Here is a 14,512-nt window from a genome sequence, read left to right as displayed (position 1 = left end):
TTTAAATCTCTTGTCTGTTTTATCTGGCTGGCATAGTCAATGGAATATCACGCTTTAGCATTTCATCTCTGTTGGCCATTTCCCATGCGGTATGAAATACCAGCTTCGCTCTTTTTTCCATTAATTCGAAGTTGATTTTGTCAACGGTATCGCCTGGTTGGTGATATTCTGCTTTCAACATACCATCGTAGAAGAATAAAATCGGAACACCCTTGCGTGCAAAATTGTAGTGGTCGCTTCTGTAATAAATTCTGTTCACGTCTTTTGGATCATCGTATTTATAATCCAAAGTCATGTTTAAGTATTTGGCATTAACGCCTTCATTAATTTTTGCCAAATCAGAGCTTAACTTATCATGACCAATTACATAAATATAATTTAAAGTATCCGCTGTTTTTCTTTCTGTATCCACACGACCAATCATATCGGTATTTAAATCAACTGTGGTTTTTTCCATTGGGAAAATGGGATTGTCTGAATAGTACTGAGAACCCCAAAGGCCTTTCTCTTCACCGCTTACAGTCATAAATACCAGCGTTCTGCGAGGCTTGTTTCCTTTTTTTGCAGCTGCTGCAAAAGCTTCAGCCATTTGCATTACACCAACCGTGCCTGATCCGTCGTCATCAGCTCCGTAATAAATTACATCGCCTCTTTTACCCAAGTGATCATGGTGTCCGGTCATGAAAACGTACTCATCTTTTTTATCAGTTCCTTCAATGATTCCAATAACATTGCTGGTTTCCAATGCTATTGATTTTTTATCGGCATTGATACTTAGTTCTGCTGTGTACTTGCCTTTGTTTAGGCTGGCCAATGCTTCACTGCTCAACTTTGCTGTTCTTCCTGCTAATGCAGAAGCAATTTCTTCAGAAACAGTTACCATCATAAAAGGAGCACCAGCAGGCTTGTTCATGTACATATTTCCCTTGGTAGGAGTTGGGTTTTTACGAGGGAAATCCTTGGACACTAAAATGATGCCTGTTGCGCCAGCTGTTCTGGCAGCTGTAGCTTTGGCAGCACCTGAAATTGGACTTGGCGTTCTGGTACCTGGGGCAGGAGTCGGAGCTTTGTATCCGGCGGGTGCACCATCCAGCATCATTACTATTTTACCTTTTACATCCAAACCTGCATAATCGTCTATGCCAGCTGCTTTGTCTACAAGACCGTATCCCACAAATACCAATTCCTTAGAACTGGTAGCTCCGTTGGCGATGGATTGTAAAGACATCATATAGTCTTTGTCCCAGTTGTATAATTTACCATTAACTCTTAATTCAATACTGGCCAGTTCGTCCTGGTAAACATTAAAGTATTGCTGATAACTATTGCCATTGCCGGGCTTTAGTCCCATTCTTTTAAACTCAGATTCAATATAGGCTGCCGCTTTTCTTTCGCCTGGCATAGCAGTTTCTCTGCCTTCCATTTCCGGACCAGCGAGAATCGTTAATTTCTGCTTCATGGAAGCGGGGGTAATCAATGCAGCAAATTTTGCTGATGCATCTTCTTTTTGTCCATATGCAATTCCACTCGAAAGGAACATTGCACCGAACAGGATTTGTTTCATCATGGCTTTTATTTTTTTAGTTACAGCTTATTTTATTTACTCTATTCGCGTGTCTTCCACCTTCAAAAGGAGTATTCATAAAAAGATCTATCATTTGTTCTGCCAAAGGGAGTGCTACAAATCTGGCCGGAATACAAATAATATTTGCATTGTTGTGTAATCTGGACAGTTCTGCAACATCATTCTGCCAGCACAAAGCCGCTCGGATGCCCTGGTGTTTATTAGCTGTAATGGCTACACCATTTGCACTGCCACAGATTAAAATACCAAAACTGGATTCTCCGTTTTCTACAGCACTCGCTGTGGGATGTGCAAAGTCGGGATAATCTACTGAATCCAGGGAATAAGTTCCATGGTCGGTAACTTTGTAACCTTTTTCGGTTAACCAGGAAATCAAGGCAGATTTATAGCTAAATCCGGCGTGGTCGCTTCCAATAGATATGGGTTTGGAAGCGTCAAATACATATGGCATACTAAGGGTTTTTACTAAGGCTTACTAATCCCACTCCTTATCTTCTTCTTTCTCCAGTTTTCTGTACACTTTAGCAGAAACTAAAATGCTTAATTCATATAAAAGGAATAATGGGATAAATACAATCAACTGACTCATCCAGTCCGGACTTGGTGTAATAAAGGCAGCTACAATCAGAATAATCACCACTGCGTATTTACGGGTTGCTCTCAGGAAACCCGGCGTAACAATCCCAATCTGTGTTAATACATGCGCTAAAACAGGCAGTTCAAATGCCAGCCCGCATCCTAAAATAATATTGGTCAGGTTGTCTAAATAATCAGAAAAAGTGGGTCGGGTAACAATCATATTTTCAGTACCCAATTGAAATCCTGCCAGGAAGTTGAAGGTAAAAGGGCCTAATAAAAAGTAACCAAAAGCTGCGCCACAAAAGAAGAAAAAGGAAACCCAGAAAATGATGAAACGAGTGTTTTTAATTTCCTTTTCTTTTAAGGCCGGTTTTACAAAACGCCAGAACTCCCAGAAAATATAAGGGAAAGCCATAATGATACCGCCAACAATGGCCATGCTGATTGTGCTTAGGAACTGCCCTCCGAAAGTGGTACTCTGCATGGTTACTTCAACCGGCGGCATACAAAGTGCATCACCTATTCTAAGCCAGTGGCTAAAATCACAAAGGGCTTTGTAGCTAACGAAGTCTTTATTGATGGGCCCTACAATGATATTGTCGAAAATCCAGTTGCGATAAATAAAAATGACTATCGCCATTACGAGTATGGAAATAATCGAGCGAATGATATGCCCTCTTAATTCTTCCAGATGGTCTATAAAAGACATTTCTTCCTGATCTGCCGCCGCTTTTCTATTAAATAGTGCCATGTTTATTGAAGTACTTTCATCTTAACCATTTCAATTCTTCTTTCAGATACAGTTAAAATATCAAACTTGAAATTATTGATGATAATGGTTTCTTTTTGTTTGGGAATGGTTTCGTGTTCGCTAATGATATATCCGCTAAGGGTTTCTGAATCACTGGTAGGAAAATCAAGGTTGTATTTCTCATTCAAATAATCCAGTTCCAATCTACCGCTGAAAATAAATTCATCTTCTGCCAATTGTTTCTCAACAAATTCTTCTGTGTCGTATTCGTCCTGAATCTCGCCGAATATTTCTTCCAGTAAATCTTCCATGGTAACAATACCCGATGTGCCACCAAATTCATCAACCACCCAGGCAATGCTTTTTCTCTCTTTGGTAAACTTGTTAATCAGGTCAGTGGCACTCATGCTTTCAGGAACCGCTACAATCGGGTGTAGCATGGCTTTGATATTTTCGGGTCGGTTAAACAAGTCTAACTGATGAATATATCCTACAATATTGTCAATGCTGTTTTCGTACACCAGTAATTTGCTGAGTTTGGTCTGAATGAACAATGCCCTTGCTTCTGCAATACTGTCGTTTACCTCCAATGCTACAATTTCAGTTCTGGGAACCAGGCACTGTCTTATTTTAACCGTAGGCAAACTCAATGCGTTTTCAAAAAGCTCCGTATTCAGTTCCTGATTTTCTTCGTCCTGGTCTTTGGTTTGCTGAAAAAAATGCTCCAGGTCTATTTTGGTAAATGCCTCGTTTTTATCTTTTACCCTAACGTTGAATAAGTACTTTAATATCCATTGAGAAATATTAACAAAGAGATTGGTCAGGGGTAAAAATAAGTTGTGAAAAAAGTTGGCAACAGGGGCAAATACAAAAAGCAGGCTATCGCTCTTGGCTCTGAAAATGGCTTTGGGCAAAAACTTACCAATCACCAGCACAACTATTGTAGAGAGCAATGTGTCAAAAGCCAGTTTTAAAAAATCATTTTCAATCTTCAACGGCAACCAGATGCCTGCTTTCAACAGTTCATCGAAAAGCAAACCATAAATTACCAGGAATAAATTCACCCCAATTAAACAAGTGCCAATAAATCTTGCAGGAGATTCAATGAATTGAGCCAGAATGATGCCGCTTCTTTTACCCTGTTTTTTCTTCAACTCAATGCTAAGTCTGTTGGCGGTAACGAACGCAATTTCATATCCGGCAAAGAAGCCGATAAACAATAAAGTACCCACTATACTAAGAATGGTATAGATATGCGCCATAATAAGCCAAAGTTAAGGGATATACCCAAACAAAGTACCCCGTAGAAACGGGGTACGTGACCGATTTAACACATGAGAATCGGTGCTGTAAAGTTTATATAGCTATTTTATTTAAAGTCTACTGTGCAGTTCTGACAACTCATATCAATTTTAAGTCCTTTGCCTTCTCCAACTTTTGCCATGAAGCGGGATTCATTGCCCCCTGCTTGTGAATACCTGGTTATGGAACGATTGATTTCGATCAACTGTCTGGACAAAGCATCGGTTTCTTTTTCCTTTTCTTTTGCAACAGGTTTTTTTGTTTCTTCAACCTCAACCGGCTGCTTTTCAAAGTTGCCGTAAACGGTGCTGTAGGCGCCGTTGAAGTTTACTGTATAGTTCTTAATGCTTCTTAACGGAATGCGGATATCAGCATATTTGTTGTCAATCTTGATCAGATTCAGATTGGCTCCTACGTTTCTGATTTTTACATCAGCATTGGTGCCATCCATTTCAAGTGAACCATTTAATTGGGTTATTCTTAGATTGCCATAGTTCTTTCTGCCTCTTAGTTCGTCGACTTCATCAATTTCATATTCATCATTGGTGCTTCTGAATACTGCTTTTTTGGTACTGCCAATTTCTACCGTTGCATATTTGGTATCCAGGTCTGCATCTGAAATACTTCTGGCGCTGAAGCGGCCATTCATGAATTCAATTTCCGCTACTCCTGCGTTTTCAATATTTACATTGGAATATTTGGAACGAAGAAACAATTTGGAGAAGCTTTCTGCTTCCACATTACCGTTGGTAATACTAATGGTAGCTGTTGCAATATTGCCCGTAACCTGTACATCGGCATATTTCGTGTCCACATCCAGTTTGGCAGTTGCCGGCAAATAAATGGTTACCACTCTTTTTATGTTCGATTTGCTGCCAATATTTTCTCCTTTATCATTAAATACGGCAACCGCTGGATTACCACTCCATCCAAAAGTATTCCCATTGATGGTATAACTTCCACCAGAAATAGTTCCCGATTTAATACGAACGATGTTGCCAACTGTTTTCAAAGACAGGTTCATTTTTTCGAACCATTCCTCATCACTTAATTTTCCTTCGCCTTCAAAATATACGGTGGTAACCACTTTCACTTTTGACTGGTCCCAGGTTTTTATTTGAAGATTCCTGGAAGTATTGTCAATGAAAATTTCAGCTGATTTAGCAACACTGATTTCCTGACTGATTTCTTTGGACTTTACGTCTTTTAAATCTTTGAAACTATATTCTTCATGGAAAAATCGTTCCATTGGGAATCCTGTAACGGTAATGGCACCTGGGGATCTCATAGGGAAACCTTCTACTACAATAGGTTCCAGGGCTTTTGCCATACTTTCTTTTACTGCTTTGCGAACTTCAATATTCGCAGCTTTTATTTCTTTGCTGGCATTTTTTATTTCTTTATCAGCCTTTAGCATTTCTTTTTCGGCTTTCTGCTTTTCCTTTTCTGCTTGTTTTTCAGTAGTAGTACTCTCTTGAGCAAACGCAGACGCAAAGCTCAGTAAGCAGGCAGCTACCAGTAGCGATTGTTGAATTTTATTTTTCATAATACTGTTTTTACAATCAAATTTTTAGATATTGATAAAATAGGCGCGGGTAGAATCTACGGGTCCTCGGTTTTGTTTAAAACGATTGTTTGTTTTGTTCATTTCCAGCTGCAGCTGTTTCAGAACAGTTAATTTATATTGATACAAGTCAATCAGTTGATCAAGCTGATTGGCAGTAAGTCCTTTCTTGCTGATTTCTTTTTTCAATTGTCTTTCATCGGCTTCAATTTGCTGAATCTGCATTTTGAATTCATTAAAGTATGCTGCCGATTCTGCATACATAGGCGTAGTACTGATTTTTCCTCTCTGCAAATTGATTACCTGTGTGAATCCGTTTTCTACACTGGCTAAAGAAGCAAGAACATCTTTTGACAAACCTTGTGAGCCGCTGTTGTTTTGTTTGTTGGCCAAGGGTTTATTGATTCCGTTAGATGAATGGTTTGCCGTGTTTACTATGTTACGATCGCTTTTCAAGCCATCCTTTTCAGTAGCAACATTTGCGGGGCTCTCTGATTTATTCTCTACCCCCACCATTGCATTTTTATTTGGCACACTTTCATTTGGTGTTCTAAGAACCTGTTGCTGAAGTTTTTCAGGTTTTGTTTCCAATAAAGACCATAACCCAATTCCAGCCAGCACAAATACACAGGCGGCCACCGACCATTGAAAATATTTTTTAATGGGCACCACTTTAGCAGCGGGGCGCTCTTGCTGTAGTCTGGCCTGTACTTTTTCCCAGCCCTGAGGTCCAGGTTCGTCCAGATCCAGCGCAGATCGGTTTTCCTTCAGATATTTTTTTAACTCATCCATGAATCTGAATTTGTTTTTGAATTCTTTGTTGCAATAATGCCCTGGCCCGCTGGTACTGGCTTTTGCTGGTTGATTCTGAAATGCCCATGCTTTCAGCAATTTGTTTGTGCGAATAGTCTTCGAATACATACAGCGTAAAAACCTGTCTGCATCCTTCGGGCAATTCTTTGATGGTCCGGTGAATGATTTTGAAATCAATGGTCTTCCACCATTCAGTCTCTTCTTCCACCAGGTTCCCCTGCTTCTCGTTGTCCCAGGTTTCCCAATGCATATTTTTTTTACAAAAACGAATGCATTCGTTTACTACAATTCTTTTTAGCCATCCTCCAAACTGCTCAGCTACTTTTAGCTGATGCAGGTTCTTAAATGCAATTACAAAACAGTCTTGTAGTATGTCTTCTGCGTCTGAGGTGTTACCCGTCATCCTGGTACAGATAGTAAACATGGCTTTGCTGTATTGCTCGTATAACCAAGCCTGGGCTTTTGCATCTCCGGTGCAAGCCTTTTTTACAGCAGCTTTTTGTATGTCTATTACCTGTTCCAAGCAGTTTTCATGAGTAAGAGTGGTATTTGATGAAAAGTTGGAAAGGGGTGGTAAAAATTCCGTTTAATATTCTGCTAAAACGGGTTTGTTCTGCATTATCGACTCTATTTTCTGTAAAACCTCCGTGTTGAGCAGTTCAACGGCTTGTAAGGCGGTTAAGTTATCCAGCAGTTGTTCTTTTCTCGTAGCGCCTAAAATTGCCGTAGTTACATTCGGGTTTTTAATGCACCAGGCAATGCTTAAGGCAGGAAGACTACAGCCCAGTTCATTGGCCAGTTCCTGTAGTTGTTTTACTTTTTCTATTTTTTCTTCCATGATCAGGCGTTCCTTCAGCCAGTCGAAGCCTTCAATGGCCAGTCTGCTTCCTTCCGGAATGCCGTTGTTGTATTTGCCGGTTAGTAATCCAGATGCCAGTGGGCTCCAGATGGTAGTGCCCAGGCCTACATTTTTAAATACTTCCAGATAGTCTTTTTCTAATTTCTCTCTTTCAAATAAATTGTACTGTGGTTGTTCCATAGCAGGCCCAATCAGGCGATAATCGCGGGCAACCCGATTGGCTTCCATCAATTCAACTCCGCTCCATTCACTGGTACCCCAGTATAAAATTTTTCCTTGCTGAATCAGGGTATTCATGGTAAGTACCACTTCTTCAATAGGGGTGTTTTTATCGGGTCTGTGACAGAAATATAAATCGAGGTAATCGGTCTGAAGTCTTTGCAGGGCCTCATTACAGGCTTCTGTTAAATGTTTTCTACTAAGGCCGGTTTGATTGGGTTTGTTGTCTTTGCCTCTCCAGCCAAAGAAAGCTTTAGAAGAAAGGGTATAGGAAGTACGATCCCAGTTTTTTGCTTTCAACACGCGTCCCATCATTTTCTCACTCTCACCCAGTGCATATACTTCTGCATTGTCAAAAAAGTTTACACCATGGTCATAAGCAATGCCCATTAACTCATCTGCACTATTGTCGTTGATCTGCTTGTGAAAAGAGACCCAGCTACCAAAACTTAGTACACTTAACTGAAGCCCGGTTCTCCCCATTCTTCTGTAATCCATAAAAATGATTTTATTGTTTTTGATTGGAACTGCTATCCGGCAAAATTAAAAAGGATCCCAAATCTAACTCGTAATAAGTAATATCTGTTAAGGATTGATTGGAACTGAAGCCTTTGCGGGCATACAGTTTCTGGCGCGGATTGCGCTGACTGGTGGTAACGGGTTTGTCGGTATGAAAACGACCGAGGGTTTGATCCCAGTATAATTCAGAAGTTTCCAATGTGTCTCCGTTAATCCGGATAATCACTACACTGTCGCGCAGGTAAATTTTATTTTCGTTTTCCATGTAGCGCCCATATTTGGCACTAAGGGTGCTTTCTAGTTTGGTGCTGTCATTATAAAATTCAACAAAAAGGGTTTTTGGGAATTCAGATTTTAAAGCACTGTCTCCCTGGTAGCGCAACAAAACAGGAGCCGTTAGTTTGGCTTTCATTTTGCCACCCATGCTCAAAAAGCTGGTGATATTTTTTCCTTCTTCAATACCAGGATTTTTTTTGCCCAGCTTTTTTACTTCATTTACATCGTTCTCGCAAGCGAGCATAAAAAAGCAGCCTGTTAAAAAGGCTGCTAATGAAAATATTGTAGAACGATTAGTCATATCTGCGTTTAATAAACCAAACATCGCTTAAGCTGAATCCTAAGGTAAGTTGGGTATAGCTTTCTGTAAGATTGTTTACAGATGAACCTCTTTTACCAAACTGAACAGCAGCCTGCACTACGGTGTATTGTGTTTCATAGTTTCTCCATTTTCTAATGGGGAAACCAGCACCAATGGTGAATGAGCTGTGTTTTAATCCATTTCCGTCTGCATTAATATAGTCTTTCCCAAACTGGAATCCGAAACGATAGTTCACGCTGCTTAAATAGCTGGTAGCACCTTCTGCACTTGGGTTGATCTGACCTCCAAATTTCAATGCCCAGCTATTGTTTAGCATGTCGGCCTGGCCATAAGATCTGTATTTGGTCCATTGGGTGGTTGTGAATTCCATACCCGCAGTCCACAATTGAAAATTACCCCTTGTGTTGCTTAAAGTTTTTACCAACATGAATCCTGCTTCGTAAGTAGCAGGCATTACAATGGTTCCCTTGATATTATCCTGTTTGGCAATACTGTCAACTTCAATTAAACCACCAGCGGCAGTCAATACATAAGTTTGTTTGGTAAGTCTTTGTGTTGCATTCATGTTCTGCTGAAAACTAGCAGTAGCACCAATTCGCATTAAGAGATTTCTGGAAGATTTCTCTGCAACATTTTCTTTTTTGTTAAGGGTAAACTCATATTGAACACCCGCCTGCAAAAACATTTTACCAAAATTGGTTTGTGTAGCGCTTCTCGATTCAAAATATTGCAGGGTATCGTTGTAAAAAGTTTTGGTTGTGCTCAACTCCTGTCTGCCGAAAGTGTAACCCGTGTTGAATCCGGCACTTAAATTTTTCCATTTTTTTCCCAAACCCACAAAAGCCTGATAAGTACCGCCAGACCCTTCATAGATTGAGCCCACGCTATCACCAGCCACTCTGGCTCTGGATTCTACGCCATAATTGATCCGTGTGATCGGTCTTAATCCAAAAGCCATTCCCAATCCCTTCGCTTTCTTCACAGGAATACCTACCGATAAATAACTTGGAATCAGGTAAATAGAACTGAAAGCGCCATTTGGATTCTGGCTTTTTAGTTTTCTGGAGTCAAGAGACAGGCCTAAATCGTAAGTCACCATGTAATTGGCACCGTAAGTGGCCGGATTGTTGAAATTGACAGATTGCCCCACATTGTAGCTATTGCCATCGGCATAAGCTGCAGAAATACCGCCCATCGAACGACTGATGGCATGTTGGGAACCTACTAAATTGCCCAATCCATAACGGGAAAAAGGTGAATTAACCTGAGCAGTTGATTGGATAGCGTATAAAAAAAGGAAACTAACCACAAAAGCCAGCCTACCTGTTGTTGAATTCACTGATTGCATATAAGCCTTTAAAAATTAGGTTTGGGTCGGCAAATATCTTGTTTTTTAGGTGCGGTACAAAAAAAGGCATATCCCCCCCGGTTAATAGCACGTTAAAGTTGCTGTATTTCAGGGCATATTCGTCAATTATTCCGTCAATTTCCTTAGACATTCCCCAGATTACCCCGCTAAGCAGGTTGGTCTTGGTGTCGTAGCCAATCAGGGGAAACTGGGTTTCTGCCTTGATATAGGGCAACAGGGCTGTTTGCTCGTGCATGGCCCTGAATCGCATATTCATCCCAGGAGAAATGCTTCCTCCCAGAAACTCGTGATGGTTATTGATGAAATTATAAGTTATACAAGTGCCCAGGCCAATCACCAGGTTATGGCTCCCCGGGAACAAATCCACCGCGGCAGCCACAAGCGCAAGCCGGTCGGCACCAATGGTCTCCGGTTTGCCCACTGGAGTGGTCAAAGGCAACTGGCTGGTATGGTTCAGGCGATGAAACCTGGTTTTTTCCACCATAAAGGTTTCAATGGCCGGGTCGTGATTAATAACAGAAGAAAGAATAATCTTTTCAGGACTCCATTCATTCAGTAAAGCCTCGATGCTTTGCAAGGAAGTATCGGGCAAATTGATTTCTTTCAGAAAATCACGGCCTTTAAATACCCCTACTTTTTGTCTGGTATTCCCGAAGTCTAAACACAATGATATGCCCATGGTATTAATTAAGGTTATAGCCTGTTATTTTTTTAAAGGATCCGTTGATGGCAATTCTTTCTTTTAATTGCTCCATCCCCTCTATTACTGGTATTACTTTTTCCAGGTGTCTTCTTAAATATTCCAATCGCTGGTCTTCCTGCAACAAACAAAGCAATTCATATTCTTCTTTAATGGAGAGTCCGGCATGATGCGCCATATCGTAGCTTAGCATTTCAGCCACTTTCTTTGTAAACTTTTTGGTAACATTCAGTAAACGATGAAGAATGTACACCGAATCCAGAATTTTAAAAGAAAGAAAAGGCTTTGCATGGGTATCATTGTTGGGATAGCTCACAATGGCACCGCTATACAATTTATCCGGAATCTCTTCAATCATTTCGAGTACCTGGAAAACTTTGGTACCCTTTGTTTTAATATCCATTCTCCCGTCATCATATACCTGTACAATCTCTGTAATCTCAACCATAGTACCGGTTTCAGCCACTCTGTCGCCCAACACGGTTGGAATACCAAAGGGCTTAGCTTCTGCAAAACATTCGGTAATCAGCTCTTTATATCTGGGTTCAAATATGTGTAAGTTTAATTCTTCACCAGGATACACAACTAATTCCAACGGGAAAATCGGGATAAAATTTATCATACACTTAGGCTTGCCCCTGCAAAATATTTCAGTTCTTTACAGCACAATTTAGCTAAAATGAAAATTGCGGGCTTCACAATTATTAAAAATGCAGTGTTAAATGATTATCCAATTGTGGAAGCCATTCAATCTATTTTGCCTGTTGTGGATGAAATGTATGTTTTAGTTGGCGATTGCACTGATGGAACCATTGAGCTAATAGAATCTATACAGAGCCCTAAAATAAAAATTCATCATTCCGTATGGGATCCTCAATTAAGATCGGGGGGATCGGTACTGGCGGTGGAGACGAATAAAGCCCTGCTACTCATTCCCGCTGAATTTGACTGGGCTTTTTATATACAGGGTGATGAAGTGGTGCACGAGCAATACCATGCCGCCATCAGAGCAGGTTGTGAAGCATATAAGGATGATCAGCGTGTGGAAGGGCTCTTGTTTAAATACCTGCATTTTTATGGCACATACGATTATGTAGGTGATAGCAGAACCTGGTACAGAAATGAAGTAAGGGTGATTAGAAACGACAAGTCCATTCAGGCCTATAAAGACGCACAGGGATTCAGAAAGCAGGGAAATAAAATTAAAGTGAAGCCCATTGATGCTTATGTATATCACTATGGCTGGGTAAAGTCTCCGGTACAGATGATGAAGAAGCAGAAAGAGTTTAGCAAGCTCTGGCATCCCGATGAAGCATTAAAGCCCATGATGGAGCAACCTGATTTTTTTGATTATAGTCAATTCGATTCGCTGGTTCCCTTTACCGGTACGCATCCCAAAGTGATGCAGGAAAGAGTAGCAAGAGCCAACTGGAAAGTTAGTTTTGATCCCACCCGGAAAAAATTCAGCCTTAAAGACAAGCTATTATACCAGTTTGAAAAAGCAACCGGAATCCGATTGTTTGAATTTCGCAACTACGTACTGGTCAAATAATTTTTCCGCAACAAGAAAAGCGGAACAATATGCAACAAGGTTCCGTACTGATAATTGATGGTACATTCTACCAAGCAGGATGCTGCAATGGCTAAAGTCCAGATGGCAATGGAAGCATTTGTTTTTCGCCAGGCATAAAGTATGGGATAGCACAACCAGAGCGTGAATAAAAGCGTTCCTCCGAATCCCACACCCATCCACCAAAATAACCATTGGTTAAATGGCCAGCCAAAATTGGTTTCACTTCCCTTTGTAACGGTTTTAAATTCCGCTTTTAAATGATCTGGAATAGCGGCCCATCCCATATTGCTGAAACCCTTTTCCTGTATGGCTTTCCAGCTCACCTGGTTGATGGCCCTTCTTACGCCGTCTGAATAATTCGGATCATAACCTTTTTGATTGTATTGCTCAAAATCGTAGAGGGTATAATGAATTTTATTTTTCACCGTTGGAATCTGATAGATTATTGCACCCATTGCAATCAGTAAAAAAAGCACAACCATTTTTTTCTTGGTTTCCAGTAGGAACCATCCCATAAAAAGAATAAACAACAAGGCCCATGCAGTTCTGATGGCGGTAAACAAAATACCTGCGATTAAAAAGAACAAGGATATTTTTAACCACTTATTCGCTGGATCTTCTTTCAATAAAATCCAATTCACCGCAACGGCACTCACCAACAAAATACCAAAGCGAACATGGTCTGTATCCATAAAAACAGGCAAGGCTTTACCGGATCCCAGTGCCTGAATATTTCCCTGCATATCGCCAACGAAGGCAATGAGCGGGTAGCATAAACCAATAATGGCTGTAATAACCCAGGCAATTTGAATGCGTTTCCACTGCTGTTTGTCTTTGATGGCCAGCAATCCCAAAGCCCAGGCAGGATACCCCAATGCAGTCAGTAAGATTTGCTGGTTCTGAGGATGCGACCAGGAACTTTGCCAGGAACCCAGGAGACAGAGCAAGGGGAATGCAAATGACCAGAGCAGTAAGGGCTGTTTGTGTATTTTTTCTTTTTGCCTGATCCACTCAATGATACCAAATACCAACCACAAACCAGTTGCAATGGACAATACCGCACGACTAAAGTAAAGTCCTGCGAGGCTAATGATCATCAACAGCAGTGGTATATTTTTTCTGATATCTTGCATGGCAATAGCATAAATTTACATTCCGTAAGCATATATGTGGCATCAATTATTAGAAAGGATACAGGCAGGTAATTTTCAGGCAATCGCCCGTGCCATTTCATTGGTAGAAAATGAAGTGGAAGGACACGAAGCTTTTTTACAAAGCCTGCCCAATGGTCATACGCCTGTAACGGGTATTACCGGCCCTCCGGGTGCTGGTAAGAGCACCTTGACTGATGCATTGATTGGCTACTGGACATTGCAGGGAAAAAAAGTGGCGGTTCTATGCGTGGATCCTTCTTCTCCTTTTAATATGGGGGCTTTGTTAGGAGACAGAATCAGAATGAGTGATTGGTACAATCATCCGGGTGTGTATATCCGATCCCTTGCAACCCGTGGCTCTCTGGGCGGACTACATCCTTATATCATAGAAATTACTGCTATACTGCAAGCCGGCGGATTCGATGAAATCATCATTGAAACCGTGGGGGTTGGACAAAGTGAAATTGAAATTGCAGGACTGGCAGATACTACCGTTGTGGTGGTGGTGCCGGAAGCCGGTGATGAAGTGCAGACCATGAAAGCAGGACTCATGGAAATTGCAGATGTATTTGTGGTGAATAAAAGTGATCGCCCGGATGCCGATGCATTTGTGCGGAATCTTCGATTGATGATGGCACCTGCTTTTCAACAGGATAAACCCATTGAAGTCATTAAAACAGTGGCTTCAAAAAAAGAGGGGATTGATGAATTGGCACTTGCTATTGGTCAAAACCAGCAACATATTTCACTGACAGAAAGAAAAATATGGTTGCTTACCGAAAGAGTTTATCAGTTGATTGCCAAGAACCGCATGAAGCCCTACGATAAAAAGAAGATTTATCAGCTACTGCAGGAGAAGGCCCAAACAGAACAGTTTAATCTGTTTGCATTTGTTCATGATTTTTCAAATACAGGCAATGCCTGATG

The 14,512-nt window shown here is 40.9% G+C and carries 15 protein-coding genes; 2 read left to right on the top strand and 13 right to left on the bottom strand.

Annotation, left to right across the window (positions count from 1 at the left end; all coding sequences use genetic code 11):
* Positions 1 to 19: 19 nt before the first annotated feature.
* The 12 genes from F777_RS0101160 to F777_RS0101105 form a co-directional block, all read right to left on the bottom strand.
* A complete protein-coding gene (locus tag F777_RS0101160; protein ID WP_026750441.1) occupies positions 20 to 1,567 on the bottom strand; it encodes a M28 family peptidase in 1,548 nt (515 codons plus the stop codon).
* 13 nt (positions 1,568 to 1,580) lie between these two features.
* Positions 1,581 to 2,036 (bottom strand): ribose 5-phosphate isomerase B, encoded by a 456-nt coding sequence (gene rpiB, locus F777_RS0101155; protein ID WP_026750440.1) that lies wholly within the window; start codon positions 2,034 to 2,036, stop codon positions 1,581 to 1,583.
* Positions 2,037 to 2,060: 24 nt separating this feature from the next.
* Positions 2,061 to 2,915, bottom strand: coding sequence for a twin-arginine translocase subunit TatC (gene tatC / locus F777_RS0101150; RefSeq protein WP_026750439.1), 855 nt, complete (start codon positions 2,913 to 2,915; stop codon positions 2,061 to 2,063).
* A gap of 2 nt (positions 2,916 to 2,917) precedes the next feature.
* Positions 2,918 to 4,177, bottom strand: a complete 1,260-nt coding sequence (locus F777_RS0101145) for a hemolysin family protein (RefSeq protein ID WP_026750438.1) — start codon at positions 4,175 to 4,177, stop codon at positions 2,918 to 2,920.
* Between the two features lie 107 nt (positions 4,178 to 4,284).
* Entirely contained in the window at positions 4,285 to 5,763 is a 1,479-nt protein-coding gene (locus tag F777_RS0101140) for a hypothetical protein (protein ID WP_026750437.1), read from the bottom strand.
* 24 nt (positions 5,764 to 5,787) lie between these two features.
* Positions 5,788 to 6,573 carry a hypothetical protein gene (locus tag F777_RS0101135; protein WP_026750436.1) on the bottom strand — a complete coding sequence of 262 codons (786 nt, stop codon included), beginning with the start codon at positions 6,571 to 6,573 and terminating at the stop codon, positions 5,788 to 5,790.
* Entirely contained in the window at positions 6,566 to 7,117 is a 552-nt protein-coding gene (locus F777_RS0101130) for an RNA polymerase sigma factor (RefSeq protein WP_026750435.1), read from the bottom strand. The genes F777_RS0101135 and F777_RS0101130 overlap by 8 nt, the downstream gene beginning before the upstream one ends.
* A gap of 63 nt (positions 7,118 to 7,180) precedes the next feature.
* Positions 7,181 to 8,170 carry a potassium channel beta subunit family protein gene (locus F777_RS0101125; protein ID WP_026750434.1) on the bottom strand — a complete coding sequence of 330 codons (990 nt, stop codon included), beginning with the start codon at positions 8,168 to 8,170 and terminating at the stop codon, positions 7,181 to 7,183.
* 10 nt (positions 8,171 to 8,180) lie between these two features.
* A complete protein-coding gene (lptC, locus tag F777_RS0101120) occupies positions 8,181 to 8,768 on the bottom strand; it encodes an LPS export ABC transporter periplasmic protein LptC (RefSeq protein WP_026750433.1) in 588 nt (195 codons plus the stop codon).
* A complete protein-coding gene (locus F777_RS0101115) occupies positions 8,761 to 10,137 on the bottom strand; it encodes a hypothetical protein (RefSeq protein ID WP_026750432.1) in 1,377 nt (458 codons plus the stop codon). Before F777_RS0101115 ends, lptC begins: the two co-directional genes overlap by 8 nt.
* Positions 10,109 to 10,837, bottom strand: coding sequence for a type III pantothenate kinase (locus F777_RS0101110; RefSeq protein ID WP_051408342.1), 729 nt, complete (start codon positions 10,835 to 10,837; stop codon positions 10,109 to 10,111). Before F777_RS0101110 ends, F777_RS0101115 begins: the two co-directional genes overlap by 29 nt.
* Before the next feature lie 4 nt (positions 10,838 to 10,841).
* Positions 10,842 to 11,480 (bottom strand): LON peptidase substrate-binding domain-containing protein, encoded by a 639-nt coding sequence (locus tag F777_RS0101105; protein WP_026750430.1) that lies wholly within the window; start codon positions 11,478 to 11,480, stop codon positions 10,842 to 10,844.
* A gap of 57 nt (positions 11,481 to 11,537) precedes the next feature.
* Between F777_RS0101105 and F777_RS0101100 the strand changes: the two genes are divergently transcribed.
* Positions 11,538 to 12,410, top strand: a complete 873-nt coding sequence (locus tag F777_RS0101100) for a glycosyltransferase family protein (protein WP_026750429.1) — start codon at positions 11,538 to 11,540, stop codon at positions 12,408 to 12,410.
* Here F777_RS0101100 and F777_RS0101095 read toward each other — a convergent pair.
* Positions 12,392 to 13,564, bottom strand: a complete 1,173-nt coding sequence (locus F777_RS0101095) for an O-antigen ligase family protein (protein ID WP_026750428.1) — start codon at positions 13,562 to 13,564, stop codon at positions 12,392 to 12,394. The two genes, F777_RS0101100 and F777_RS0101095, sit on opposite strands and share 19 nt — an antisense overlap.
* A 34-nt stretch (positions 13,565 to 13,598) precedes the next feature.
* Here F777_RS0101095 and meaB point away from each other — a divergent pair, with 34 nt between their 5' ends.
* Entirely contained in the window at positions 13,599 to 14,510 is a 912-nt protein-coding gene (meaB, locus tag F777_RS0101090) for a methylmalonyl Co-A mutase-associated GTPase MeaB (RefSeq protein ID WP_037369000.1), read from the top strand.
* Positions 14,511 to 14,512: the final 2 nt, after the last annotated feature.

Source organism: Sediminibacterium sp. C3 (assembly GCF_000508085.1).
Lineage (GTDB): Bacteria > Bacteroidota > Bacteroidia > Chitinophagales > Chitinophagaceae > Sediminibacterium.
The sequence above is the reverse complement of the archived record's forward strand: the minus strand, read 5'-3'. Positions and strand labels throughout refer to the sequence as shown.